Consider the following 25758-nt stretch of genomic DNA (forward strand, 5'->3'; position numbering starts at 1 on the left):
TTCAGTGCCGGGATGAGTCCGTTTTCCATTTCTGGAGAGCGGCAAGAGCGCGGGTTACATGCTCATCCGGCGAGCGGTTTTCATAGCTCAGGAGAATCTTCCCATCGGGCGCGATGACGTAGGACACACGTGCTGCATGCGTGTCATGGGACTGTCTGGCGTCATACAGCGCTGATACGGAACCACTCTCGTCGGCGGCGACAGCGAACCGATTGCGACATTCGCTGACCGAGAATTTTTTCAGCGTATCGAGTTGGTCCATCGAGATGCCGATGACGGTTGCGTTCAGGGCCTGAAACTGGTCCATCGCCTCGGCAAAATCATGCGCTTCTATCGTGCAGCCGGGTGTGAAGGCGGCAGGATAGAAATACAGAACGACCGGGCCTTTCTTCAGGGCCTTCGCCAGCGAAAAACTGAATTCATGGCCAGCCAGACTCGCCGGAAGCGTAAAAGCGGGAGCCTTATCACCCGTCGGCAGAGCGGCGTTCGCCTGTAGCGAGAGCATCAGACCAGCCGTCAGGATCAGGCCGAAAAGCTTGTGTTTGGCCATGATAATCGTTCCTTGCCGGTGAATAAAGCTGATAGCGAAGTTTGGTCAGATGCCCTCAGGCGAGACAACCACACAGTTGGAAGAACCGACATCGAGACGGTGACAGGCGGCTGTTGCTTCCGAGTGGGAAAGGCCGGTCAGGCGTGCGCGGTAAATCTGGCCTCTGGCGAGACGCACACTGGCGATCTGGGTTCTGGCCGAAGACAGATCATTGCTTGCTTTGGAGCGGGCGCGGCTGGCGGCAGTCTGGGCGAGGGAAGGTGTGCTGAACGCACCGACCTGAATGGCCCATGCCCGGGAAGAACTGGCCACGCTTGCGCTTTCTGCTGTCGTTGAAACACGACTGGTGGTCGTCGTGCGGGAAGACAGCGGAGCGGACGCGGCAGAGGCTGAAGAGATCAGAGCGAACCTGTTGGCGGTGCGGGCAGGGCGTGCCGCAGGCATGGCGTTATCATTGATGACGACGGGCTGAGCAGATACTGGCTCAGCTGACGCCTGCGGTTGTTCCGCAGGTTCTGCACTTGCACCGTTGGCTTTCATGCGTGCCGCCCAGACCGAGCTGACAGCCTGTGGAGACTCGGTGTTGCTGGAAACCGGGGCCATCTGGCGGGTGTAGGTCGGAGCCGAAACGACGGGCGTCGTGTCCTCTGCGGAGGATGTGGGCGCTTCTGCAACTTCTACAGGTCGCGAATTGCCACCTGTACGCTGTGCCCATGCATTGCGAATGCTTGCAGCTGTTCCTGTCGGCAGGGCTGCTGCGGCATATTCCGCGCTCTGACCGGTTGTATGGCTGGCGACGAGAAGATCGGCCTGCGAGCGGCTGTTGGGATAAATCCCGGCGATCTCGTGCCCGATGGCGGCGACATAGTTACGGGTCTCGCGCGGCAGGGTACGGTTGCGGGAAATGAAGTCCTCAAGACGACCGGGACCTGCGTTATAGGCAGCCAGAAACCCCGGCGATCCATAGATGTCATACATCTGGCGGATATAGGCCGTGCCCGCGAGGACGTTGTCATGCGGGTCGTACGGATCGTCGCCGAGATTGTACTGGCTACGCATGGCGTCGTAGGTTGGCGGCATCAACTGCATCAGGCCCATTGCGCCGGGAGCGGACGTAACCAGTTCGCCATTATGGAACAGTCGGCCGCCGGATTCGCGCTGGATGACGCTACGAATCCAGATTTCCGGGATGTCGAAACGCTGGGAGGCTTCCGTGATGTAGGGACCCCACGGATCATCGCTCGAGCCGGGTGGAGCGTAATAGGATTTCGCGTGGGCCCGGTAGCGTGCTTCTTCCTGCGCGATGGGAATCTGCATGTCGGACTGCGGTCCCTGACCGGCGCAGGCTGACAGGAGGGCAAGCAGGCCGAGAACGGCTGGAGCCTGAAGCTGGCGGACTATGCGGGGAACCTTGCGCTTTGCGCTGTGCATGGGGGCAGATGTTCTGGCGTGACGCGGGGGAAACCCGGGCGCATGGTGCATCGGTCTCTCGTTCCCGGTCCGCAAAGCGTATCTCCCCTTTCCACCCTGTGTTTCAAAGCGCAGGAATAACCCTCAATGCGGCAGGATGCACGCGATTTATCCGCCTTGCATACGAGCCCGATCCTGAGAACCTCCCCTTTGGCTCCGAATTATGACGTTATCGTGGCATAGACGGAGTCGCGTTTTCACAGGTTCGATAATGGCAGAGAGCAGCGTGCTTCCGGGTGGCGGATGGCTCACAGGAGTTGCCGCCGACGGGCCGGATGGGCTACGCGGTCGGACCATGACTGCCTCGACTGGCCAGCTTTCTGCTGCGACACCGATCATCGGGGATTTCCCCACCTCCTCCACGCAGGAGAGTATGGAGCATGCGTCCTTGTCGGAAGGTGAGGCGGCTGCCGACAGGCATGTCGATGACTGGGAGCAGGGTGATCCCGATGATGATCCGGCTGTCAGTCGCTCCCGTCTGAGGCTGGCTCTGGAAGATATTGGAGAGGGCCTGCGCCTGTGGCGTCTGGCCGTGTCCCTCGGCTGGCTGGATATCAAACTTCAGTTCCGTGGCTCCCGGGTGGGGCCGCTCTGGCTCACACTCGGCACGGCGGTGATGATCGGCTCGATGGGAGGGATTTACAGTAATCTCTTCCATATCGTTCTGAAGGATTATCTGCCCTATCTCGCGATCTCCATGATCCTCTGGCAGATCGGGATTGCAGGGGTGACGCAGGACGCCTGTTCCTGCTTCATCAATGAAGCGAGTTCGATCCGGGCGACGCGTCTGCCGTTCTCCCTTCAGGCCCTACGCGTTCTGGTCCGCAATGGCTTGATGTTTGGCTACAATATTGTCGTTCCGATAGGGGTTTATCTGATCTTTGGGCTGTTGCCCGGACCGGTCGCCCTGTTTGCGGTGCCGGGTCTGCTCATCTGGGCACTGAACGCTTTTGCCTTCTGCCTGCTGCTCGGTTCGGTCGCCGCCCGGTACCGGGATATTCCGCCCATCGTCGCCAGTATCGTGCAGGTCGCGTTCTATGTGACGCCAATCATCTGGAGCGCCAAACAGCTTGGCGCAAAAGGATGGTGGCTTATTCTCAACCCGTTCTATTCGTTGCTTGAAATCGTCAGGCAACCTCTGACGGGAGAGATGCCCTCCATCTCTGTATGGAGTGTCGCAATCGGGTTGAGCGTGCTGCTCTGGCTCAGTAGTCTTTTCGTGTTTTCGCGCTCACGGGCGCAACTCGCCTTCTGGATCTGACGACGTGACAGGCTTCGCCCCCGCTCCAGCCACGACCGACCGGAAACCGGGACAGCCGAAGGCGTTCATCCGGCTGGATCATCTGACTCTCGACTTCCCGATCTTTCACGGCGGAGCGCGTTCACTCAAGAAAAGCCTTTTTGGCAAGGTTAAACGTCCCCTTCAGTTAAGCCGGGGCTCCCGCACGGGTGGGGAAGTCCGCATGAGCGATAACGCACCCGGCGTGCTTGAGGTTCGGGCCATCAGCGATCTGTCGCTGACGATCCGCAGCGGAGAACGTGTCGGTCTGGTCGGCCATAACGGGGCGGGGAAGTCCACGCTCCTGCGAGTGCTGGGTGGGATCTATCTCGCACAGCCCGGTATGGTAACGGTTCGGGGGTCGGTCGAGACGCTGATCGACACCAATTCCGGCATGAATCCGGCCCTGACAGGGCGTGAGAACATCTATCTGCTCGCACAGCACAAGGCGCTACGATCCGCACAGCTCAAACAGCTTGAGCAGGATGTGGAAGCGTTCGCCGAGCTTGGCGAATTCATGGATCTGCCACTGAGGCTTTATTCATCGGGTATGGCCATTCGTCTCGGCTTCGGACTGGCGACGGCGATTGCGCCACAGATCCTGCTGATGGATGAATGGTTCATGGCGGGAGACGCCCGGTTTCAGGACAAGGCGCGTGCCCGTCTTGCCAGTGTCGTGGACGGGGCGGAAATTCTGGTCATCACGTCCCACTCTCTCCCCGTGCTTGAAGAATGGTGCTCGCGGATTATCTGGCTTGAAGGCGGGCGTGTGAAAATGGATGGCCCGGCCTCTGACGTGCTGAAGGCTTATGCGGAAGCGATGAATGCTCATGTCTGATCATAATCTGTCTGACTCCACTCTGCCTGTCCGGGTTGTCGCGCTTTATCGTTTCACGCCCTTCGAGGATTGTGAGGCCATCCGCGGCCTTCTGGCGAAACTGTGCTGTTCTCTGGGCATAAAGGGCATCCTGCTTCTCGCGCATGAAGGCATCAACGGCACGATTGCTGGCAGCGATGAGGCTATGGACAAGGTGCTGGAGCATATCCGCGCCCTGCCGGGCTGCGCCGATCTGGAAATCAAGGAATCCCGCGCTGCTGAACTACCGTTTCTGCGGATGAAGGTACGCGTCAAGAAAGAGATCGTCACCATGGGCGTGCCGGGTGTCGATCCTCGCGCCATTGTCGGAACCTATGTCGATCCGGCTGAGTGGAACGATCTTATTTTGGACCCGGATACGATCCTCATTGACACCCGCAATGATTATGAGGTGGCAGTCGGAACATTTCAGGGCGCAATAGATCCGCAGATTGCGACATTCCGTGAATTTCCGGACTGGTTCCGTGCAAAACGCGACGAACTCGCGGCGCAGGGACGCAAGCCGAAGGTGGCCATGTTCTGCACCGGCGGTATCCGCTGCGAGAAGTCTACGGCTTTCGCCAAGGCGGAGGGTGTGGAAGATGTTTTTCATCTCAAGGGCGGTATTCTGAAATATCTTGAAACCATCCCGGAGGATAAGAGCCTCTGGGAAGGAGAATGCTTCGTTTTTGATCAGCGCGTGACGGTGAAACACGGCCTTGAGCAGGGGAAATACTCAGTCTGCCACGCCTGCCGTCGCCCGGTCAGTGATGAGGACAAGGCGTCACCGCTCTATGAGGAGGGAGTAAGCTGCCCTTCCTGCCATGATGAACGGACTGAAGCGCAGCGCCGCCGTTATGCGGATCGCGAGCAGCAGACCCGTCTGGCTGCACGACGTGGCACGCATCATCTGGGACCGGCCGAGTAGGACAGCTCCCCGTGAAAACTACTACAAACGCTGGAAATGGACCGCCAGAACTTCAGTGTTTGAACAGGTGGGGACTGACTTTAAGCCCGGCGACCCGGATTACGGCCCAGATATAGGCGGCCCACAGAAAAACAGCGGCCAACGGAATACCGGTGCCAAGAGCAATGCCAGCCGCCATGATGGGAGAGAGAGCAGCCATTCCCAGAATAATCCTGCCCCAGCGATCGGTGAGAGGCCAGAGCCAGACGCAGGAAAACGCCAGCATGACGCAGTCATAATCGCTGACATACGGCGATGCTGTCAGAATGGCGAGGACGAGAACGGATGCCTTGACCGGAAAGGATATCTGGCCAGCACGCGTCCTGTTCCAGACCAGCATGAGTAGAGCGACACTGAGTAGAGTTGCCGCCGCCTGCATCAGCCATGCCGTATCGACGCTTGCACCCGCATGACGGACCAATACGAACACCGACATCATCCGCTGCATAACCCCCGAGCCATCTTCGAGAATAATTCGGCGAAGAATGCTCAACCTTTCATGCCATGCGAACCAGGGCTGGATGCCAGCCACCATGATGCTTAGAGCCAGAAGCCCCACGCTGCCCACAGCCATCGTGAATAGCGCTTTCCATTCCCTTCCACTCAGAAGCGCAAGAGGCACGATCCAGCCAAGCTGCGGTTTGGCGACAAGCAGTGAAAGCAGGAGACCGGCGCGTATTGTCTGATTGTCCCGAAGGTCGAGCAGTGCGTAGCCGATAATGGCCGCAATCCAGCAACCTGTCTGCCCGGACAGAGTATTTACGAAAACAGCAGGCCAGGCGAGTGCAAGCAGGCACCAGTGTTTCGGGGTAATCCGCCTCAGGACAAGAGCAAAGGCAAGCCATCCACCGCCCTGCCACAGAACGCAGGCGAGAGGGTAGGGCAGCAGCCCGAAAGGAATGCTCAGCAAGGCCGAAACAGGGGGATAGCTGTAATGATACAGATTGATGGCATGATGAACGATGCCGATCTGAAAATGGTGAAATGCCTCGAAATTGTAAGCAACCATCAGATGGTGATGCAGTAGCAGAAATCCCGCCGACCACAGGTTCAGAAAGTCCTCGCAAAATGGATGTCCGGCTCCGTCGGTCCATCCGGCATGGAGCTGGGACAGACCGTGAGTAATGAGGATGGTGCAGGAGCAAACCGCCCAGACACGGATGCAGAACCAGACCAGAAAAAACAGCAGACTGGCAGGTCGTTTTCCTGAAGATGTAGCGGCAGTCATGGCTTCGACTGTATCTGTAAAGCATGAAGCAAATGCTATGATCCGGGCATTGTCTGGCGTGCTGCTGCGTTATGAAAATCAGCGGATTGCGCGTTATGCACGCCCGCGCCAAACCTGAGGTGATAACGTGTCGTGCCTGCCCGTCACTTGCGACAATCCGTAAAGGGCTGCTTATCTCCCGTCTGGCACTCATCGGAAGACGAAAGCGGACAGTATGAAACAACGTGAACTCGGGCGTACCGGCATCCTCGTCAGTGAAATCTGTCTCGGCACGATGACGTTCGGTCAGCAGAACACGGAAGCGGAAGGCCATGCCCAACTCGATCTTGCGATCGAAAAAGGCATCAACTTCATCGACACGGCTGAACTCTATTCCATCCCACCCAGAGCCGAGACGTTTGGCGTCACGGAACGGATCGTCGGCAGCTGGCTGGCAAAGAGCGGACGCCGTGATCAGATCATCCTCGCGACCAAGGTTGTCGGTCGTAGCCCGATGGAATGGTTCCGCCCGGGTGGAGAAGAAACCCGTCTGACACCTCGCCAGATCCGATATGCGCTGGAAGGATCGCTCAAACGGCTCGGCACGGATTATGTCGATCTCTACCAGCTTCACTGGCCGGACCGTCGGGTCAATCTGTTTGGCGCAGGCGGCACGACATTTGAAAAACTGCCTGTCGATGATGAAGTGCCTCTTGAGGAAACGCTGGGTGTGCTGGGCGATCTCGTGACGGAAGGGAAGATCCGGCATGTCGGTCTGTCCAATGAAACACCCTGGGGTGTCGCCAAGTGCTTGGAAGTGTCCCGTCAGGGCGCGCCACGGGTCGTGTCGATTCAGAACGCCTACAATCTGATCAACCGGACATTCGAATTGGGTCTGGCGGAGTTTGCGCTGCGTGAGCAGGTTGGGCTGCTGGCCTATTCACCGTTGGCGCAGGGTTATCTGACAGGAAAATATCTGGATGGCGCGCGACCCGCTGGCGCACGCACAACCCTGTTCAACAGGGGACAGCGCTATGAAAAGCCGGGCGTGGATGACGCCATCCGGGCCTATATCGCGCTGGCGCAGGAGTTTGGAATCGATCCGGTACAGCTGGCGGTCGCGTTCGTGACGTCGCGGTCCTTTGTCACCTCCAATATCATCGGGGCGACCAGCATTGCCCAGTTGCAGACCATTCTCGGATCGGTGGATGTTAAGATCACTCCAGAGCTGGAAAGCCGGATCAACGCCATTCATCAGATCCATAACAATCCGGCTCCCTGAGGTGCTTTCTGAAGGGGGTGTGTTCCGGTGACGGCTGGCCTAACATGACAGGCAGGACCGAAACTGCCTCCCGCTCAGGTCGTTCTGATGGGCAAGCGGAGTTCGTCTCCGCACAGTGACGGTCATTTGAGGAGTGCATGATATGGAAAACCCACTGGAAGACTCGCCGCAGCGCGACGCCAAGATCAAGGCCAAAGCCAATGAAATGTGGATTGCCGACGGCAAGCCGACCTGTGGTCCTGAAGGCTATATGGAAGCTGCGACAGATCTGATCGGGATGGAGATCAATCCTGACGCTGGGGAAATCCCGGTCGAGTCTGCTGTGCCGCTGGCCCCGAATGGCGAGCCGATTGAGGACGCCAAGATTCAGGAAAATCTGGGTAATCTTGGCGGCAGCATGGACGAGCAGGACGACAGGCAGGAAGTGCCGTTCGGAACCCGTAAAGAGGAAGAAAAGGCTCTGAAAGACACCTGATCTGGCGTTTTTTTACAGCTTTTCAACGATTGCATGGCTGAACCCTTTCACCCGACAGGGTGTTCGTTGAGCCATCCTGTGTAAGAATGGCCTTCTAGTCGTCACTGGAAGGCCATTTATATGTCGCAAATCCCCGCACCGCCCGTTGCCCACAAGAAGTCCTGCCGCATCGAGCAGCTCGGACGCACCCGTGTGGATGACTATGCGTGGATGAAGGACGATAACTGGCAGGAAGTTCTGCGTGATCCGGCCCTGCTCCGATCGGACATTGCCGATCATCTGCGCAAGGAAAACGCTTACTCTGATGCCGTGCTGGCCCCGACGAAGGCGTTGCAGAGCGAAATCGTCGCCGAGATGAAGGGGCGTCTGAAGGAAGACGACTCTTTCCCGCCACTCCCGCACGGCACATGGCGCTATGGCGTCCGCTATGAGTCGGGATCGCAGTATCCCCGTTACGTGCGTCATGCGGAAGGGCATCCGGAAACGGAAGAAGTGCTGCTCGACGCGGACGTGCGAGCGAAAGGGCAGCCCTATTACGCAGCACGGGGTGCAACCCACAGTCCGGACCATCGCCTATTTGCATGGGCGGAAGACACGCAGGGTTCCGAAATTTACACCATCCGCGTGCGTGACCTGACCACGGGCGAGATACTGCCTGTCGAGATTGAGAACTGTTCAGGCGAGTTCACCTTTTCTCCGGATTCAAAGTACATCTTCTGGACCTGCCGGGACGATAATGGTCGTCCAGTGAAGATTTACCGCCGTGCCCTGACCGCAAGCGATGATGTGCTGGTGTATGATGAGCCGGATTCAGGCTTTTTTGTCGGGGTGAGCGCAGCGCGTTCCGGCAAATGGATTGTCATCAGCACCAACGATCATGATACGTCCGAAAACTGGATCATCCCTGACGCTGCTCCTGAAGCCGCTCCAGTGTGCGTCGCCCCGCGTGAAAAAGGGCTGATGTATGAACTGTCTCATGGTGGAGACAGGTTCGTCATCCGCACAAATGCTGATGGGGCCACAGATTTCAAACTGATGACGGTTGCGGATGAGGCCGTGGGTGACCGTTCGGCGTGGTGTGAGCATGTGCCGCATCGCGCTGGACACTACATCACGGGGGCAATCTGTTTTGCCGACCATCTGGTGTGGACCGAGCGGGTGAATGCGAACATCATCATCGCTATCGAAGACAAGGCTGGCGAGCGGCACCAGATTGCGACAGACGAAGACGCTTACACGCTTTCGCTCGACGGGTCCTACGAGTTTAAGACGACGGAACTTCGCTATTCCTACCAGTCGCCAACCACGCCGCGGCAGTGGTTCTCCTACGATATGCAGGACCGCACGCGGCATCTGCTGAAGATGCAGGATGTGCCGTCAGGGCATGATCCTGAGAATTATCGGACAAAGCGGCTAATGGCCAAGGCGCCGGACGGTGAACTTGTGCCGATCACGCTGCTCTGGCATCGGGACACCCCGGAAGGTCAGCCCGCGCCGATGCTGCTCTACGGGTATGGTTCCTATGGAATCTCCATCGACCCCACCTTTTCGACCCGCAATCTGAGTCTGGTCGATCGCGGCTGGGTCTATGCCATCGCGCATATCCGGGGTGGTTCGGAAAAGGGCTGGAACTGGTTCCTTGGTGGGCGAGACGAGCACAAGACGAACACCTTTACGGACTTTATCGCCTGCGCCGATCATCTCATCGAGCAGGGCTGGACGGATGCTGGACGGATTGTTGCGGATGGCCGATCGGCTGGCGGCATGCTGATGGGGGCTATCACCAACATGCGCCCGGAACTGTTCGCAGGTGTAGTGGCCGTCGTGCCGTTCGTGGACGTGCTCAACACCATGTCGGACGACAGCCTGCCTCTGACGCCGCCTGAATGGCCGGAATGGGGCAATCCGCTGATCAATGAAAAAGCCTATGACCGGATTGCCGGTTATTCACCCTATGACCAGATCGCTGCAAAGCCCTATCCGGCAGTATTCGCGATCGGCGGTCTGACCGACCCGCGGGTAACCTACTGGGAGCCTGCCAAATGGATCGCGAAACTGCGTGAGTATTCTGTGTCGGACAATCCGCTTCTGCTGCGGATCAACATGGAAGCCGGTCATGGCGGGGCATCAGGACGCTTCAAATCTCTGGATGAAGCGGCGCTGATTCATGCCTTCGCCATCTGGGCGGAAGCACGCAGCCGACAGCCGGAAGCGTGACAGGAGCGGTCTCGCGTGGCATGGCGTTTATCTGGTCCACAGATTTCGCCAAGGCCTGTCCGGGGAGCAATGCTTGAGGGAAGATAGCTGAATGTCACAATCCGGTCTGCCGCCGCATGATGACGACCATGTTCACCTTCCGCCCTGTCCGGTCGAAGATATCACCCTTGAGCAGAGGCAGGCAGCCCGGCGCGCCCAATGGAAGGCGCGGGAAATTCTGGCCCTCGCCATTGTCGCGATCACAACCTACACAATTCATGGCTTCCTGAGCGCGCTGGCTTGGGGTGTGGTCTTTGCTGTGGCGACCTGGCCTCTCTACCGCAAGATCCAGGCCCGTTGGCCTCGTCTGGCGCATGGAGCGCTTCTGCCGGCACTCTGCACGGCGGGTATGGCGCTGCTTTTTCTGATTCCCATGTTGTTTGTCGGGCTTGAGGCCGCCAACGAAGCGCAGAATGTGCTCGGGCTGATGAAACATGCCCGCAATACCGGTGTGCCGGTGCCGGTATGGGTCAGCAGACTGCCTTTCGGAGCCAACGCCGTCGTCAAATGGTGGAACAGCCATCTGTCCGACCCGAGTGCGGCGGCGGAATTCTTCAGTTCGTTCGATGCACGCGGTCTGGCCATGACAAAGACCGTCGGATCGCAGGTCGTTCATCGCGGCACGCTGTTCTTCTTCTCCATTCTGACCCTGTTCTTTCTCTACAAGGATGGGGACACGATCATGCGCGAATGCACGATCGCTTCACGCCGGGCTTTTGGCCGACGGGGTGAACTGATCGGACACCAGATCATTGCTTCCATCCACGGCACTGTTGCCGGACTGGTTCTCGTCGGCGTGGGCGAGGGGATCATCATGGGCGTAATCTACTTTCTGACAGGCGTCCCTCATCCGGTTCTGCTCGGGGGTGCGACCGCCATTGCGGCCATGATTCCCTTCTGCGCGATGATTCCGGTCGGGCTTGCCTCGACCTTCCTTCTCGTGGATGGCGGCACGATGGCAGCCGTGGCGGTCTTCGCCATTGGTGCAGTGGTGATTTTCACGGCGGATCATTTTGTCCGTCCGGGTCTCATTGGCGGCAGTACGCAACTGCCGTTCCTGTGGGTGCTGCTGGGGATTGTCGGTGGTGCCGAGACATGGGGCCTACTCGGTCTGTTCCTCGGCCCGGCGGCAATGGCGACGCTGCATCTGCTCTGGCGGAACTGGTCGCGTGAGCGGGGAATGGCTCTTCCTGAAGGGTAACGCTCGATCCGGTCGGAGTTCTACTCCGGTTTCTCCGTGACAGTCCGCCACGGAATATAAATGTTTTTGTGATAGACGTTCGGCATTCGCGTTGCAGTCCGGTCATGCCATACTGCGGCGAGAGCGGGCGCAGTATTATAAAGTCCGACCCGCAGGATTTTAATGAACGGAAGACCAGTGCCGAGACAAAAGGCGTGTTTCGTGGTCGGCAGCATTATGCGGCACGTTCTCGTTATGGCGGGAACCGGCGCTATCGGGCTGATGGCTGTGTTCGCCGTCGATATGCTGAACATGATTTATATCGCTCATCTCGGTGTGCCGGCCCTGACGGCTGCAATCGGTTTTGCCGGCGCCGTGGGCGGTATCCAGATCGCGGTGTCCATCGGTCTGACCATTGGACTTGGCGCTTGCGTGGGCAGGGAGATTGGCGGCGGCAGCTTCTATCGGGCGCGGCGGATTGCCTCCTCATTCATGCTGACCAATCTCGTGCTTACGGCGATGGTGGGGATCGTGACAGCTCTTCTGGCGCGTCCCATCCTCTCACTGCTGGGCGCATCAGGAGAGGCGCTCGATCAGGCGGCTCTCTACATCTATCTGACGTCTCCGTTTCTGCCGCTGATTTCGCTCGGCATGTCCGCCTCGGCACTGATGCGGGCAGTCGGAGATGCAAAACGCTCCATGAATGTCACCCTTGCTGGAGCGATCCTCACGGCCATTCTGGACCCAATCCTGATTCTCGGATTCAGGGAAGGACTGATGGGAGCCGCCATCAGCACGGTTCTTGCGCGTGGGGCGGTTCTCGTTCTCGGGTGGCGGGGCGCAAGCCTGCACGGAATGCTCGAATGGCCCAAACCTGTCGCTATATGGGGCGATAGCCGTCGTGTCGCGGGGATTGCCATTCCGGCCATTCTGACAAATCTGGCGACCCCGGTGGGGGGAGCCTATGTCACTGAGCACATGGCGCAGTTCGGCCTTGAGGCAGTCAGTGGCCAGACGGCGGTGGAGCGTATTGTCGTCGTGGCGTTCGCTATGGTTTTCGCTCTGACGGGCGCGGTTGGACCGATCATTTCCCAGAACCTTGGAGCGGGCAAACTGGACCGTGTGCGGGAGGTGCTGGTCGCTTCTCTCAAGATTGTGGTGGGATGCGTTGCCTGCACTTGGGGCGTGCTGGCGCTCTCGCAGAATCTGCTGACGGAGGGATTCCACCTTCAGGGAGACGGTGCCGCGCTGATCCATCTGTTCTGTTCATGGACGGTGCTGGGCTATCTGTTTGTCGGTATGCTTTTTGTCGCCAATACGGTGTTCAACAATCTTGGTCACCCGCTCTATTCGACCCTGTTCAACTGGGGACGCGCAACATTGGGAACGATCCCTTTTGTGGCGTATGGAGCCGGATTTGGAGCGCTGGGTGTGCAGATTGGTCAGGCTGCGGGCAGCGTGCTTTTCGGCGGATTGGCGATCATCGTCGCTTTCCGCGTTGTGCACGGATTGTCGGCTCCCGGCGCTGTTAAGGCACCGATGCAGAGAATGGATGTCCGGGCCAGTGATGTGCCGACGCAGAGCGCGGAAGCTGCTATGGCGGATCTTGATGAAATGGATGAGGCGGATCTGTGTGCGAAAGACGGATCTTCCTGAAGAGCTGACATGCAATTGTTTCGACAGAAACAGGGACCATATCAAAGCAGTGCGCAACTTACCTGTTTAAGGTCTGAGGTGCAGCCTATGCTCAAGTCCGGGATCGTTGGTGGAATGATTTCAGACGAGCGCTTTTTTCTGGAGGATCGCCATGTCACGTCTGACACAAGCCGAGCGCGATGCGCTTCCTGACAGTGCCTTTGCCTTACCGGGAAGGCGCTATCCCATTCCCGACAAGAATCACGCCAGAGATGCACTTGCCCGTGCCAGCGAGTTTCATCATCGGGGAGAGCTGTCTGATGAAGAGTATGAAACGATCGTCCGGCGCGCCCGTGAGGTGCTTGGCGAAGACGAGTAAGTAGTCTGCATGATCTGCCAGACTGTTTCAGAAGTCTGCTTGCGGGACAGATTATAGAGTGCAGATGCGTTTCAGGAGAGGCTCACGTCTGAAAGGGCTTCGGAAAAACAGGCTCTCTGAAAAGAGCCGGTTTCCGCAATCCCGTAAGCGACTTCTGCCTGAAACGGGCAGGGTCTGATCCGTTGAAAAGACCCTGCTTCGCTCCATCATCAGCTTGAGGTGGATGAAGAGTCTGACGATGTGGAGGACGTTGAAGTCGTGCTGGCACTCGACGTGTCGGAGAACGAATTGACGTCCGACATGTCAATCGTGCTGTCCCCCATATTGACGTAGATCGAGCTGCCGTTGCGGGTGACGCCTGTGACAGTGCCTGTGACGGTAAACGGAACGTCGGATGTATTGCCGGACGTGTCCGCCGTCTGCACGGCGATGTTGTAGGAACCATCGCTGAGCTGGGCTCCGCTGTCGCTGGTGCCGTCCCATGTCCATGTATTGGTGCCGACAGTGGAGGTCAGTTCCGCCGTCTTGACGACATTGCCGTTGCTGTCAGAGACGGCAATCGCAATCGGTTCTTCGGTCGTCGTGTTAAAGGAAACGCTGCTGCTGCTGTTCTGCAGTGGCAGTTCGCTTGTGGTTGCAACGGCAGTTTTGCCAACCAGCGACATATCGGTCGACTGCTGACCATCCTGCGTCAGGGAAATCAGCGTTTTCAGGTTGGTGTTGGTATCAACCTGCTGTTCCACGCTTGCGAACTGAGCGAGTTCGGAGGTGAACGTATCACTGCTCATCGGGCTACTCGGATCCTGATTCTTGAGCTGTGTGGTGAGCAGGGTGAGGAACGTGTTGAAGTTGCTGGTGAGCGAGGAGAGGGCGCTTGTGCTGGTGTCGGTCGCAGTCGTGTTGGATGCTGCCGTGTTGGCGGCGGCATTGACCGAGGCTGCGGACTGGGACGCGCTGACCGCAGATGAAAGAAGCGAAGTTGAAGATGATGAAGTTGCTACTGTCGTTGTCATATCCGGTTCTTTCAGGCTGTGATGTTGACTGAGCCTGTCCGCAGGGCAGTCGAGGCATATATCTGGTCGCTGGTCTCATCGGCGTCTGAAGCCGCAGCTGAAATCATGGTTGTGGATGGAGTTGCGCTCCAGGCGTTCCGGGAGCCATCTCCGTTGCTGTTTCCGGAGAGTGTACCGCCAAAAGCGTTTGCAAAATCTGAAGATCCAGCAGTCGTATTCGTGCTGTTATCCTGTGGCTGTTGCTGAGACTGATGGTTTTGCGAGAATGATGAATCGGCATTGTTATCGGCAAGACCGAATGAAATCTGTGATCCAGCGGTCGAGATGCCCGCATTTTCCAAAGCATGAACCAGCTCGTGTTTATGGGTCTGCAATTCGTTCAGGGTCGTGAGGCCATCCGCACCAATGTGAATGTTCAGCCCGTCAGACTTGTCGGATTTATCAATGGTGACGTGTAGCGGTGTCTGAGCATCATCCTGCAGTGCAACTGTCATGTTGAGAGCTGTGGAACTACTGTCGGATGCCGCAGTTGTGTCGATGGAGGAAGACGAGGTCGTCGCTGACGCCTGTGTAGTGGTTGAGGCTGGAGCAGAGGCGTCACTCGTTGTGCTGGCGACCAGTTGCTCAGAAAAAGGTGTGGCCTCGTTATAGGTCTGCGGCAGTGTCATGTTTGCGGTCAGAGACCGGTCAGATGACGTGTGCTGATCAGAGTTTTTGTTATCGTCTCTGTTGCCTTGCTGATCTGCAGACGTTTTCTCTGAAGTGGTGGAAGAAGCTACGTCATCTGTCTGCGGTTCGACTGGTGTGGTCTGTGCCTGCGCAGCGTTGGAAATGTCTGTGCGTCCTGATGAGCGATCATCCAGCGGAGCTGTCCTGCTTGCAGTGACTTTCCCTGCGGAGGGCGTCGAGGTGACAGGAGCAGGATTCCAGGCCACCTGCACTTGTGCGGACGTATCTGTTGGCTGCCCAGTTACCTGTGCAGTTTGAGGAATATCAGAGCTGGCTGTCTTGCTTTCCTGAGTAGCGAAGACCGTCCCCGGCTGACTAATCGATGTATTTGTGGACACGACCGTCGGCTGAGACGGAGCATTCTGAGCGGGATCGATAACAGGGGCCGGTGTTGCTTCAGCCTTTGTTTGTGGAGGTGACTGTGTGTTGTTTGAAAGAGATTGTTTGTCGGTTTCAGTATTGACCGGCGTGGTAGCAATATCCTGCAACGACTGGATCTGGCTGAAACTGGTTGCGCTCGTAGGGCGGACGTCATTGTGAAAGAATGATGAGCCTCTGGTACCGGAACTGGAACTGACCTTTATATCTGCAGGCATTGTCAGGACTGTTTTGTTGTCCCTCGTTTGAGCGTCAGTGGCAGCGCCATTTGTCGGCAGGGCACTAGTTGTCTGTGTATTAGTGTCTGCACTGGTTGTGGGTAGGGCACTAGCTGTCTGCGTGTCGGTGGTAGCGCTGCTTGGGGGCAGGGCGCTGGCAATCTGTGTGTCGGTCGTAGAGCTGTTCGTGGGGAGGGCACTGATCGTCTGGGTGTCAGTGGTGGCACTGAATGTCTGGGTAGCTGCGGCAGTGACGTCCGATGTTTTGATGCTCGTCAGTTGTGTATCGGTGCTCTTGCTATCCGCTATCTGGTTGCTTGTTATTTCATTCGGTGCTGTCCGAGAGGAAGCCTGGCTTACAGAAGTAGTGTGAAGAGGCTTGATTACACCAGAATTTTTTGAGTCAACTACGGAGATAAGCTGATCAGGCCTATCTACTTTCGCATCACCTGACGATACCTCTTCGGAGAGAAAAGCACCGGTGTCTGAAAGCGTATTATGGACTGGCGCTGTCATAATCGCAGCGTTTCCTGATGCGGAACTGGATGCAAATGATGAAGGAACAGAGATTTCCTGTGCAGACACTGAAGAAAGAGTTGTCTGACCATCGTTGCCGGACAATGTGACAGGCGTTTCTGAGGAAGAGAATGACGGCTGGTAAACGCTCAGGGCAGCCAGTTCCAGCGTTGTATCTGAAGCCGGTAGCGTCTGATTGCTGCTGTCACCGGCCGTATTTTCAGAGTTGGCCAGTTTTTCCTTGTGCTGGTTTTTGGTTGACCGACTGTCAGTTGGTTTATGACTGTCATCAGTCACAGCGCTGCTGACCGTGGAAGCTGAAGAGCTGTTTTCTGTGGCGGAAGACAATGAAGGCAGGCTGGTTGCGATGGTAGCAGTCGCATCCGCTGTAAGGGCTTTTGCTGCAGCGTCTTCCTGCGTCGTGTTGATGGCGGAAAGTGACAGGGATGTATTGTCGGCTGGTGTTGTGTTGTCAGACACTGCCTGCGCGTCTTCATTCTGTTCCAGCGATAGGGAGGAGACGCTTGATGTCTGCGACTGGGCAGAATTTGCCTGCCTCGTCCGGGATTGGGAATTGTGCGGCAGACTGAGGGTCTGGCGCGCCATATGATCGCCGAATGTAGGCTGCGTTCCGGCTTCAGTCTGATCGTCTGTCGATGATTGGGCAGACGATAGAGAGCGTCGGGATGTCGCAGCAGAAGACACGGTCTTTCCGGACGTGACCTTGGTTGCCTTGGTCACTTTAGGGGCGGTTTCTGTAAGCAGCGATGTCACCAGACTTGCCATAACTTAATCCCAGTCGAATTATGCAATGAGAATAGATGCAAATTTTGGGCCAACTTCGACTGATCAATCTTTTTATCGGTGTGTTGATACCAATTTTTTGCTGTTATTTTTTATAATACATTGATATTTTTGTGTTTTTATGGAGTTTGTACAGCTTGAGGAAATGAAAAGGATTTTTGGCGGGATGGAGGCGGTGATAAATTAGCCGGAGAAAAATCTGCATCATGCAGGAACAAAAATGCCTTGGTCGGCAAAATGTGCCGGTTTGCCGGAATCTGTCTTTTCCATGAGCCAATAAACGAAAAAAAGAAAAGTAAATATCACGCAAGATTCCCGCGGGTTTCCGGGGGCATTTATTAACATCAATAAAAAATCGTTATTCAGTGAAGGTTGGCACGCTTTCTGCATGGATAAGGGATGTTGAGGTCGTCGGCGCCGCGCTGCCGGGGCCGCCCTTTAGGAGTGATCCATGTCGATTTTCAATTCGCTTACAACGGCTGTTGCAGGTATTAACGCTCAGTCAACAGCTTTTACAAACCTCAGTAATAATATCGCGAACAGCCAGACTGTCGGTTACAAGGCGTCTGACACAAGCTTTCAGGACACGGTTTCCAACAACCTTGCTTCTTACGCGCAGGGGCAGGCTGTTTCTGATGGTGTATCAGCTTACACAACCTCCCAGACCCAGCAGCAGGGCACGATTACGGCCAGTACGAACACGCTTGCTCTCGCGATTTCAGGAAATGGCTTCTTTGATGTTTCACAGCCAACCGGTCAGGCAACTGCTGGTACGGAAACATTTGGAGATCAGCAGTATTTTACGCGAAACGGAAACTTCTATCAGGATAAGAATGGCTATCTGGTCAATACATCCGGCTATTATCTGAACGGATATATGGCTGACCCGAAAACAGGTACACTCAGCAATGATCTGACGCAGATTCAGGTTTCAGATGTTGCTTTCCGCCCGACTGAAACAACTACCCTGACGATGACGGGTGGTATAACCAGCGGTCAGACATATCCGGTTGATTCGACAGGCGCGTCCACGCCTCAGACTATCTATGATTCCACGTCGCAGGCGCATGGATTGTCAGTCAAGTGGGATTCCACAACGACCTCAACTGATAATACAGGTGGCTCGACCTATACGGTTACTGTAGCAAATGCTGATCCAACAACTGACACGAGTATGATTGTTGGTAGTGGTACTGATTCCACATCAACGTCCACCTATACTGTCGATTTCGACTCCAGTGGCAACCTCAAAGACGTAAAGGATTCTACTGGTGCATTGATTGGCACAGGTTACACGGGCTCGACGGCTACTCTTCCAATTACGCTGAGCTACACCAATGGTGCAGCAGCGCAGACGGTCAATCTGAATCTGGGTACGATTGGCAGTAGCGCTGGCGTTACAACTGCAGCGAACAATTCGACGACGCCAACAATTGACAGTGACAGCGTAACGACAGGCACTTACCAGGGTATTTCCATGGAGACTGATGGTTCGATTATGGCAACCTTCAGTAACGGTGACACCCAGCTTGTTGGTAAGGTCGCTCTTGCATCCTTCGTGAACCCGGACGGGCTCATGGCTGTTGACGGACAGGCCTATCAGGCAACTTCAGCCTCTGGTTCCGCAACGATCGGGACGGTGGGCTCAAACGGCACCGGCGTTCTGAAAACGTCCTCTACCGAATCTTCCACGACGGATCTGACGTCTGATCTGTCCAGCCTGATCGTCACTCAGGAAGCCTACACGGCCAATACGAAGATCGTCACGACAGCTGATACGCTGCTGCAGGCGACGATTTCGATGATCCGCTAACGGCTCATTAACCTGTTTTTCACCTGAGTGGGTCAAGCTGAACAAAAGATCGGTAGTCCCGCCCGGTTCAACAAAGCGCCGCGTCGCCAAAAAACTTGGGCGTGGTGCGCCTTGCGCCATTTGGATTGGTGGGCGAGGTTTTGTCGGAGTTCAAGGTCATGGATCTGAACAATGCACTGTCCATCGCCACCAGCGGGCTGGAAGGCAATCAGTACGCGCTTGGTGTGCTGTCACAGAACGTCTCCAATGCCAGCACGACTGGTTATGTGGAAGAGGTTGCAAACCTCAACTCTGCAGATACGACGGGCACGGGCTCCGGCGTTTCGATTGGTCTGACAACGCGTAACGTCAATAATGCGCTGCAGAGTAGTCTTTACACGCAGAATGCCCAGGTTTCTGCATTGACGGTGCAGAATAATTCCCTCTCCGCAATCACGGCGCTTCAGGGATCGACCAGTTCAGATTCAGGATCAAGCGCGACCTTGTCTGACGAGGTCGGCAATCTTTCCAATGCCATCACGGCACTTGTTTCAACACCATCCGATGCAACGGCGAGAAGCACTGTCATCAGTAACGCGCAGACACTGGCGACATCCATCAACACGCTGTCATCAACCTATCAGGCGCAGCGTCAGGCGGCGCAGGATTCAATTGTCTCTGAGGTATCTTCAGTCAATACGGATCTGACGACCATTGGTGTTCTGTCGAAGCAGATCATGTCACTTAAAGTGCAGGGAATGAGCACGGCAGATCTGGAAAACCAGCGTGCTGCCGCCATGTCTGATCTCTCGTCGTATATGTCTGTCACATATACCGAGACGTCCAAAGGAGACATGCTGGTCAAGACAGCCGACGGGACGCAGTTACCGACTTATCCGAAAGACAGCAATAACAGTGTGCTTTCCACTTATCCCACGACTGATTCCAATAGTACGGGAACGTCCACGCTGGAACCCAGCTCGACCTGGCCGTTGACGACAGACGATGTAACCATCAGCGCGACCTCTTCCATCACGGCCTCGGATACCAGCAGTTATATTCCAGCCATCACGCTGGTCGGCAGCACAACTGATCTTACGTCTCATCTGACGGGTGGCGAGCTTGGAGCGAACATCGATCTTCGTGACAATGTTTATCCGAAGATGCAGGCCCAGCTGGATTCTTTTGCCTCGACTCTTGCGACGCGGTTTAACGATCAGGGCGTTAAGTTGTTCACTGATGCTTCCGGCGATGTGCCGGGATCAAGCACAACAGCCACTCCTCCTGATGGTATCGTAGGATTTTCGGGCACCATTCAGGTGGGAGATGCAATTGCTGCTGATCCTTCTTCATTATCTGAGGATGGATCGACGGACACGGCTGTGGCTCTGTTGCAGACAGCTCTTGGATCAGGCTCCCCTGCGGCTCCCGGTTCGGGATTGGGTGTAAATGGCGACATTACTACCGGCTATAGCGGAAGTCAGACACTCGCCAATCTTGCGACGTCTTTGACGTCTGCTCAGGCTCAGGTGGCATCATCGGCTACATCAAATCTCACGACGGCTACGTCCGTGCAATCTACGTTAACTACAAAGGTCTCGAATGTTTCGGGAGTTAATGTGGATAATGAGATGTCCAACATCATTGCATTGCAAAATGCCTATACAGCGAATGCAAAAGTTGTCACAGCTGTGAAAGCTATGTTCACGGCGCTTCTGGATGCGGTGTAAAAATCATGAGTACATCAGTTGGTCTCTATGGTGCGAGTGGTACGGCATATGTGTTGCAGCAGGCAGTCAGTACTCTGACTGACCAGCAGACGGCACTTGTCGCTCAGGCGACAACTGGGGTGGTGTCTGACACATATGCTGGTCTTGGAGATCAGCGGGGGCAGGCGTTGAGTCTGCAACCGCAGATTACTGCGATTTCTACCTGGCAAACCTCCATCAGTGGCGCGCAGACGAATTTGAGTGTGACTCAAAGCGCCCTTACGGAAATCACATCGCTCAACACCACATTACAAAACGACTTGCTTTCTCTGAATGGCACGTATGGAAAAGAAACTCTGGCTACAGTTGCCGCCAGTGCACAGACGGCTTTGTCTGAATTGGGTGATTATCTGAACGCCCAGGGCAGCACCGGCTATGTCTTTGCCGGGACTGATGTCAATAATGCTCCGGTTACTGATGCAGGGGGGCTGGCAAACAGCACTCTTGCCACGGTGACATCGGACGTTGTCAGTCAGTTGGATACACTGGGGGCTTCATCGGTTCTTGAAACAGCAACATCTTACGCTTCAAGTGGGGCAACTTATACCTCCGCTGATGGCACAACAGTCAATCTGTCAGTGTTTTCTTCCGCGCTGTCCACAGATCCCAGTTCTGCAAAAGGGCTTGAAACAAAAGCTGTTGTCGGACAGTCCTCTGTCATCAATGTTGGCATGGTCGCGACAGAAGGTACAACGCCGACAAGTTCTCAAACGACAACGACAGGATCTGCTATCCGGGATCTGATGCGTAATCTGATGATTGTTGCCTCTCTTGGAAGTGCTGATACATCCAGCAGCAATTTTTCTGATCTTGTAACTCAGTTGAAAGCGTCAACTAATACAGTGGGGACGGAGTTGAGTAATCAGGAGGGAACTCTTGGGCTTATGCAGAGCTCTCTGACAACTCAGTCGACAAACCTTTCAACTATGAGCACGATGCTCACGTCTCAGCTATCAGACATCAAGGATGTTGATATCGCAGCTGTTTCTGTCCAGACAGGCAATGTTCAGGATCAGTTGATGGCATCCTATACGCTGATCTCTGATCTCAAAGGTATGACGCTGGCAAGCTATATATAATGTAGACTTTTGGATATTATGTTGCGGAAGAGGTCTTAATTTACCCTTCCGCTCAATACTCAAAAACCAATCATGGCATCGCCACCGAATGTGAACATGCCACTGTTACGGTTGTCGTTGAACGGTGTCGTCCCATTCAGCGAGCGATCAAAGCGGACTTCCGGACGAATTGCGAAATAACCGTAGTCTTTGCTCAGAGAAGTCCTGTAGGTTACGCCCAATGTCATGGCGCCGTAAGTGGTGGGCGGAGCACTCTCTGTCGGTGCTGAACGTCCCGCAATAGCGTTCATGTAGCCTTCATTGCTCAAAAAATTGGCGACCATCAGCCCTGTGTTGTCGCGATAAATCTCACCTCGATAATTGAAGGTCAGATTTTTCATGAAATTCCAGCTGAGATAGGAAACAAAACTTTCCGTATCGGCTCTCAGTCCGTCATCATGCATATAATTGAATTCACCGGTCAAAGTAACGGTGGGAGTAATTTTATAAATGGCCGTAAGATCATTCCAGAAGCGCAGATCTTCATTGGCACCATGATGAAAGGCGATACGAGAGTCTTCAGAGCCAAAGCGGCTTAATTCCGTTATGGTCAGCTTGCCATGTGCAAGATTATTCAACGTGATGCCCGCGTATCCAGCTGGCGCGCTGTTGTTGTCGCTCCGTCCGAATGTCGTCTGATTGCCGGTATCAATGCCAGTGAGCACGTCAATCATGGGAGTGACATGAATAGTGGCCATCATCCCGACATGCTGAAAGGGCACGGAATATTGGCCCGTATAGCTGAATGTATAAAATGGCCGTGCGTTTGGATCGAACGCTTCCAGTCCCATGGGGGCTTGAAGGATGCCGGCGTGCATATCGACGCCCAGCTTGGTGAACCACGGTAGATGAGCGTCCACCTGCGCATGGGAGGGGATGATCTGATAGCGCGAATTGAAAGCCCGGTCGGAAATACCGAGAAGATGGTAATACCGTGAGTCTGAACCGTAGGACGCTTCAAGGTTAAAACCGAAGCTGTAGCCATCAGTCGTTGTGTCGATGTCATGTGCCAGCGTCAGGGCAAACTGATTGAGCTGTGCCTGATTGGCATGGTCGCCAATAAAGTTGCCGAAATTGATACCGTTATCGGGGCGGGCCGGATTGGCGGATATGCCTCCGTCGATACGACCGGCTAGCGTAATACCCCGCCACCATTCCTCGAAGCCAGTTGCTTCAGTGCTTTTGGTAAATAACGGAATTGCGGCGTAGCCTGAAATGGAACCGCCCGTCATCAGAAGAGCCAATGCAGGGAGAAGGGCTGGTTTCCATTTTGATATTGGCATTTCTATTCCTGTGTTGCGGAGAAAACGCAACTCTCCGCCGATGGCGCATTTCAGTATGACACGATCATAAGGGTAAAATCATTTGAATGTGAAACAAAAAAACACAAATCGCCTTTTTGTATCATCTTTGGATACGAAAAGACCTTTTGAAAACATGGTGAGATATCGGAAACAAGCGCGGCCATTCCGGTTGCGCTTCTGATATATATTTCCCCTCGTGCTGGTCTTGTGGAGGGAGCTTTTTCCCGCTGACTTTAAGGGTAGAGACTCATCACGCCTCTTATTTGCAGAGGATATTTGTAAAGACGTGATGGATTCAGGTATTCAGCTGTTAACTTGCAAGAATAGATGCGCTCGTTAATCCCGTGTTATTCAGATGGGGATTGTTCAGCTGTCTCTTCAACAGTCGTCGTCGAAATCTCTGTCTTACCAACAAGACCCCGCGCAAACTCCTGTGCCGAGAAAGGACGTAAATCCTCAGCCTTCTCTCCAACGCCAACGGCATGGATCGGTAACTTGAACTGATCAGCCAGCGCCACCACGATGCCACCACGGGCCGAGCCATCCAGCTTGGTTACGATTAGGCCTGTGACGTTCACCAGTTCACGGAAGACGCGCACCTGTTCAATCGCGTTCTGCCCGGTTGTCGCATCAAGCACCAAAATGACGGAGTGGGGCGCTGTCTCGTCAAACTTCTTCATCACACGGATGATCTTGGCCAGCTCCTCCATCAGAGCGCCCTTGTTGTGCAGGCGTCCGGCCGTGTCGATCAGAAGCAGGTCCGCACCTTCTTCCTTGCCGCGCTTGAGAGCCTCAAAGGCAAGTCCCGCAGCGTCGGCCTCAGGCTTGCCTGCAATGACCGGCACACCTGTCCGCTCACCCCAGACCTGAAGCTGTTCAACAGCGGCGGCACGGAAGGTATCGCCCGCCACCATGATGACTTTCTTGCCCTGCTCGCTGAAATAGCGGCCCATCTTGCCGATGGTAGTGGTTTTGCCGGTGCCATTAACCCCGACCATCAGCACGACATGGGGCTTGAGCTTCGGGTCCGGCTCGAAAGGGATCGCGACTGGCGTCAGAACTCGCGCGATTTCATCCGCGAGTGTTTGCCGGATTTCATCGTCCGTGACTTCCGCGCCAAAACGCGTGCTGCGGAAGGATTCGATGACCCGTTCCGCAACTTCCGGGCCGAGATCCGCCGCGATCAGGTGATCTTCCAGATCTTCCAGTGCCGCTTCGTCGAGCTTGCGCTTGGTGAAGACGCTGCTGAGTTTCTGGGTGGAGCGCGACAGCCCCTGCTTGAGACGGGAGAAAAATCCGAGTGCCATGACTATACGATCTCCGCCACAAGCCCTTTTTCGTCAACCGCTACGGGACGCAGAACTTCAATGCGCCCCATCTCGGACTGACCCCGCGCCAGCCGGACCGGGGCGAATTCCTCGCTGTGACCGCTTTCCGGGGTTTCCATCAGAACGCGTAGTTCACGGCCGAACAGGCTCCTGAAATAGTTCTGCGCCGACTGTTCGCCGACAGCACGCACCCGGGCGGCGCGGGCCTTGCGTTCGACAACCGGCACGGCGGGCATCTTCGCGGCAGGAGTGCCGGGACGGGCGCTATAGGGGAAAACGTGCAGATAGGGCAGGGCGGCCTGCTCAAGGAAAGTGAGTGTTTCCTCGAACAGCACTTCGTCTTCGGTCGGGAAGCCGGCGATCAGGTCAGCGCCAATGCCGATCTCGGGCCGGATCGACCGTGCCCGTTCAATGACAGAGGCTGCGTCTGCAACCAGATGACGCCGCTTCATTCGCTTGAGGATCATGTCTGATCCAGCCTGCAGGGACAGATGCAGGTAAGGCATAAAGCGGGGCTCGTTTTCCAGCAGACGCCAGATATCCTCGTCGATCTCGACCGGATCGACGGAGGACAGCCGCAGCCGTTCCAGTTCCGGCACCAATGCAAGCAGACGTCGGCACAACTGACCGAGTTGAGGTGTGCCAGGTAGATCGTCACCCCAGGAGGTGATGTCCACGCCGGTCAGCACGACTTCCCGATAACCTGACGCCACGAGCGCACGCACCTGTTCCACCACCACGCCGACCGGCACGGAGCGGGAAGGACCACGTCCATAAGGAATGATGCAGAATGTGCAGCGATGGTCGCAGCCCTGCTGCACCTGCACGAAAGCGCGGGTGCGTCCGGCGAATTCTGTCACCAGATGCGCGGCAGTCTCCTTGGCAGCCATGATATCGGACACGGCATTGCCGGACCCGAGGGCAGGGAGGCTCCAGCTTTCGGCTTTTAGCTTGTCCTCGTTGCCCAGCACGCGCGTCACGCCGGGAATAGAGGCCCAGCGGTCCGGATTGATCTGCGCAGCGCAGCCTGTCACGACGATGCGGGCATCCGGACGCTCACGATGTGCGCGGCGGATGGCCTGCCGCGCCTGCCGCTCGGCCTCGTTGGTCACGGCGCAGGTGTTGACGATGATGACATCCTCCAGCGCCGCCGCATGGCCTCGCATGACCTCACTCTCATAGGTGTTGAGGCGGCAGCCGAAAGTCAGGATATCCACGCCCTGTGTTGCGTTGGGCGTGTCGTCCGCCGGCAT

At 55.9% G+C, this 25758-nt stretch carries 20 protein-coding genes; 12 read left to right on the plus strand and 8 right to left on the minus strand.

Annotation, left to right across the window (positions count from 1 at the left end):
• Position 1 precedes the first annotated feature (1 nt).
• Together B3759_RS15190 and B3759_RS15195 are read right to left on the minus strand one after the other, a co-directional pair.
• Positions 2-550 carry a peroxiredoxin gene (locus tag B3759_RS15190; RefSeq protein ID WP_291367222.1) on the minus strand — a complete coding sequence of 183 codons (549 nt, stop codon included), beginning with the start codon at positions 548-550 and terminating at the stop codon, positions 2-4.
• A 45-nt stretch (positions 551-595) separates the two neighbouring features.
• Positions 596-1981, minus strand: a complete 1386-nt coding sequence (locus tag B3759_RS15195) for a transglycosylase SLT domain-containing protein (RefSeq protein ID WP_291367224.1) — start codon at positions 1979-1981, stop codon at positions 596-598.
• A 250-nt stretch (positions 1982-2231) separates the two neighbouring features.
• Here B3759_RS15195 and B3759_RS15200 point away from each other — a divergent pair, with 250 nt between their 5' ends.
• Genes B3759_RS15200 through B3759_RS15210 form a run of 3 tightly spaced genes read left to right on the plus strand, consistent with a single transcriptional unit; the run spans position 2232 to position 5083 of the window.
• The gene (locus B3759_RS15200) at positions 2232-3281 is read left to right on the plus strand and encodes an ABC transporter permease (RefSeq protein WP_291367226.1); all 1050 of its coding nucleotides are present in this window, start codon (positions 2232-2234) and stop codon (positions 3279-3281) included.
• A gap of 4 nt (positions 3282-3285) precedes the next feature.
• The gene (locus B3759_RS15205) at positions 3286-4137 is read left to right on the plus strand and encodes an ABC transporter ATP-binding protein (RefSeq protein WP_291367228.1); all 852 of its coding nucleotides are present in this window, start codon (positions 3286-3288) and stop codon (positions 4135-4137) included.
• Complete coding sequence (locus B3759_RS15210) at positions 4124-5083, plus strand: rhodanese-related sulfurtransferase (RefSeq protein WP_291367229.1); 960 nt, start codon at positions 4124-4126, stop codon at positions 5081-5083. The genes B3759_RS15205 and B3759_RS15210 overlap by 14 nt, the downstream gene beginning before the upstream one ends.
• 52 nt (positions 5084-5135) lie before the next feature.
• Here B3759_RS15210 and B3759_RS15215 read toward each other — a convergent pair whose 3' ends face one another.
• Positions 5136-6350: a glycosyltransferase family 87 protein gene (locus tag B3759_RS15215; protein WP_291367231.1), complete on the minus strand. Its 1215-nt coding sequence runs from the start codon at positions 6348-6350 to the stop codon at positions 5136-5138.
• A gap of 214 nt (positions 6351-6564) precedes the next feature.
• Between B3759_RS15215 and B3759_RS15220 the strand changes: the two genes are divergently transcribed.
• The 6 genes from B3759_RS15220 to B3759_RS15245 all read left to right on the plus strand — a co-directional run bounded on the left by B3759_RS15220 (position 6565) and on the right by B3759_RS15245 (position 13536).
• Positions 6565-7611 carry an aldo/keto reductase gene (locus tag B3759_RS15220; RefSeq protein WP_291367232.1) on the plus strand — a complete coding sequence of 349 codons (1047 nt, stop codon included), beginning with the start codon at positions 6565-6567 and terminating at the stop codon, positions 7609-7611.
• A 142-nt stretch (positions 7612-7753) separates the two neighbouring features.
• On the plus strand, positions 7754-8086 hold the full coding sequence (locus B3759_RS15225; protein WP_291367234.1) for a hypothetical protein: 333 nt from the start codon (positions 7754-7756) through the stop codon (positions 8084-8086).
• A gap of 120 nt (positions 8087-8206) precedes the next feature.
• On the plus strand, positions 8207-10303 hold the full coding sequence (locus tag B3759_RS15230) for a S9 family peptidase (protein WP_291367235.1): 2097 nt from the start codon (positions 8207-8209) through the stop codon (positions 10301-10303).
• A gap of 91 nt (positions 10304-10394) precedes the next feature.
• Positions 10395-11543, plus strand: coding sequence for an AI-2E family transporter (locus tag B3759_RS15235; RefSeq protein WP_291367237.1), 1149 nt, complete (start codon positions 10395-10397; stop codon positions 11541-11543).
• A 162-nt stretch (positions 11544-11705) separates the two neighbouring features.
• Complete coding sequence (locus B3759_RS15240) at positions 11706-13178, plus strand: MATE family efflux transporter (protein WP_291367238.1); 1473 nt, start codon at positions 11706-11708, stop codon at positions 13176-13178.
• A 151-nt stretch (positions 13179-13329) separates the two neighbouring features.
• Positions 13330-13536 carry a hypothetical protein gene (locus tag B3759_RS15245; protein ID WP_291367240.1) on the plus strand — a complete coding sequence of 69 codons (207 nt, stop codon included), beginning with the start codon at positions 13330-13332 and terminating at the stop codon, positions 13534-13536.
• A 209-nt stretch (positions 13537-13745) separates the two neighbouring features.
• Here B3759_RS15245 and B3759_RS15250 read toward each other — a convergent pair whose 3' ends face one another.
• Positions 13746-14549: a flagellar hook assembly protein FlgD gene (locus tag B3759_RS15250; protein WP_291367241.1), complete on the minus strand. Its 804-nt coding sequence runs from the start codon at positions 14547-14549 to the stop codon at positions 13746-13748.
• Between the two features lie 11 nt (positions 14550-14560).
• Entirely contained in the window at positions 14561-17131 is a 2571-nt protein-coding gene (locus B3759_RS15255) for a hypothetical protein (protein ID WP_291367242.1), read from the minus strand.
• Positions 17132-17645: 514 nt separating this feature from the next.
• Between B3759_RS15255 and flgE the strand changes: the two genes are divergently transcribed.
• The 3 genes from flgE (at position 17646) to B3759_RS15270 (ending at position 21834) form a co-directional block, all read left to right on the plus strand.
• Complete coding sequence (gene flgE, locus B3759_RS15260; RefSeq protein WP_291367244.1) at positions 17646-19007, plus strand: flagellar hook protein FlgE; 1362 nt, start codon at positions 17646-17648, stop codon at positions 19005-19007.
• A 158-nt stretch (positions 19008-19165) separates the two neighbouring features.
• On the plus strand, positions 19166-20716 hold the full coding sequence (flgK, locus tag B3759_RS15265) for a flagellar hook-associated protein FlgK (RefSeq protein ID WP_291367246.1): 1551 nt from the start codon (positions 19166-19168) through the stop codon (positions 20714-20716).
• 5 nt (positions 20717-20721) lie between these two features.
• On the plus strand, positions 20722-21834 hold the full coding sequence (locus B3759_RS15270; RefSeq protein WP_291367248.1) for a flagellin: 1113 nt from the start codon (positions 20722-20724) through the stop codon (positions 21832-21834).
• Between the two features lie 59 nt (positions 21835-21893).
• On the opposite strand, the gene B3759_RS15275 is transcribed toward B3759_RS15270, so the two are convergent.
• From B3759_RS15275 to mtaB, 3 genes are all read right to left on the minus strand, one after another.
• Entirely contained in the window at positions 21894-23156 is a 1263-nt protein-coding gene (locus tag B3759_RS15275; RefSeq protein WP_291367250.1) for an outer membrane beta-barrel protein, read from the minus strand.
• 368 nt (positions 23157-23524) lie between these two features.
• On the minus strand, positions 23525-24484 hold the full coding sequence (ftsY, locus tag B3759_RS15280) for a signal recognition particle-docking protein FtsY (protein ID WP_291367252.1): 960 nt from the start codon (positions 24482-24484) through the stop codon (positions 23525-23527).
• A 2-nt stretch (positions 24485-24486) separates the two neighbouring features.
• Positions 24487-25758, minus strand: coding sequence for a tRNA (N(6)-L-threonylcarbamoyladenosine(37)-C(2))-methylthiotransferase MtaB (mtaB, locus tag B3759_RS15285; protein WP_291367430.1), 1272 nt, complete (start codon positions 25756-25758; stop codon positions 24487-24489).

Origin of the sequence: Acetobacter sp. UBA5411 (genome assembly GCF_002409645.1) — a bacterium.
Classification (GTDB): domain Bacteria; phylum Pseudomonadota; class Alphaproteobacteria; order Acetobacterales; family Acetobacteraceae; genus Acetobacter.

What these genes read in the sequence shown, in the direction of transcription:
- B3759_RS15190 (WP_291367222.1), bottom strand. Translation starts at nt 550, where the DNA reads ATGGCCAAACACAAGCTTTTCGGCCTGATCCTGACGGCTGGTCTGATG.
- B3759_RS15195 (WP_291367224.1), bottom strand. Translation starts at nt 1,981, where the DNA reads ATGCACAGCGCAAAGCGCAAGGTTCCCCGCATAGTCCGCCAGCTTCAG.
- B3759_RS15200 (WP_291367226.1), top strand. Translation starts at nt 2,232, where the DNA reads ATGGCAGAGAGCAGCGTGCTTCCGGGTGGCGGATGGCTCACAGGAGTT.
- B3759_RS15210 (WP_291367229.1), top strand. Translation starts at nt 4,124, where the DNA reads ATGCTCATGTCTGATCATAATCTGTCTGACTCCACTCTGCCTGTCCGG.
- B3759_RS15215 (WP_291367231.1), bottom strand. Translation starts at nt 6,350, where the DNA reads ATGACTGCCGCTACATCTTCAGGAAAACGACCTGCCAGTCTGCTGTTT.
- B3759_RS15220 (WP_291367232.1), top strand. Translation starts at nt 6,565, where the DNA reads ATGAAACAACGTGAACTCGGGCGTACCGGCATCCTCGTCAGTGAAATC.
- B3759_RS15225 (WP_291367234.1), top strand. Translation starts at nt 7,754, where the DNA reads ATGGAAAACCCACTGGAAGACTCGCCGCAGCGCGACGCCAAGATCAAG.
- B3759_RS15230 (WP_291367235.1), top strand. Translation starts at nt 8,207, where the DNA reads ATGTCGCAAATCCCCGCACCGCCCGTTGCCCACAAGAAGTCCTGCCGC.
- B3759_RS15235 (WP_291367237.1), top strand. Translation starts at nt 10,395, where the DNA reads ATGTCACAATCCGGTCTGCCGCCGCATGATGACGACCATGTTCACCTT.
- B3759_RS15240 (WP_291367238.1), top strand. Translation starts at nt 11,706, where the DNA reads ATGAACGGAAGACCAGTGCCGAGACAAAAGGCGTGTTTCGTGGTCGGC.
- B3759_RS15245 (WP_291367240.1), top strand. Translation starts at nt 13,330, where the DNA reads ATGTCACGTCTGACACAAGCCGAGCGCGATGCGCTTCCTGACAGTGCC.
- B3759_RS15250 (WP_291367241.1), bottom strand. Translation starts at nt 14,549, where the DNA reads ATGACAACGACAGTAGCAACTTCATCATCTTCAACTTCGCTTCTTTCA.
- flgE (WP_291367244.1), top strand. Translation starts at nt 17,646, where the DNA reads ATGTCGATTTTCAATTCGCTTACAACGGCTGTTGCAGGTATTAACGCT.
- flgK (WP_291367246.1), top strand. Translation starts at nt 19,166, where the DNA reads ATGGATCTGAACAATGCACTGTCCATCGCCACCAGCGGGCTGGAAGGC.
- B3759_RS15270 (WP_291367248.1), top strand. Translation starts at nt 20,722, where the DNA reads ATGAGTACATCAGTTGGTCTCTATGGTGCGAGTGGTACGGCATATGTG.
- B3759_RS15275 (WP_291367250.1), bottom strand. Translation starts at nt 23,156, where the DNA reads ATGCCAATATCAAAATGGAAACCAGCCCTTCTCCCTGCATTGGCTCTT.
- ftsY (WP_291367252.1), bottom strand. Translation starts at nt 24,484, where the DNA reads ATGGCACTCGGATTTTTCTCCCGTCTCAAGCAGGGGCTGTCGCGCTCC.
- mtaB (WP_291367430.1), bottom strand. Translation starts at nt 25,758, where the DNA reads ATGCCGGCGGACGACACGCCCAACGCAACACAGGGCGTGGATATCCTG.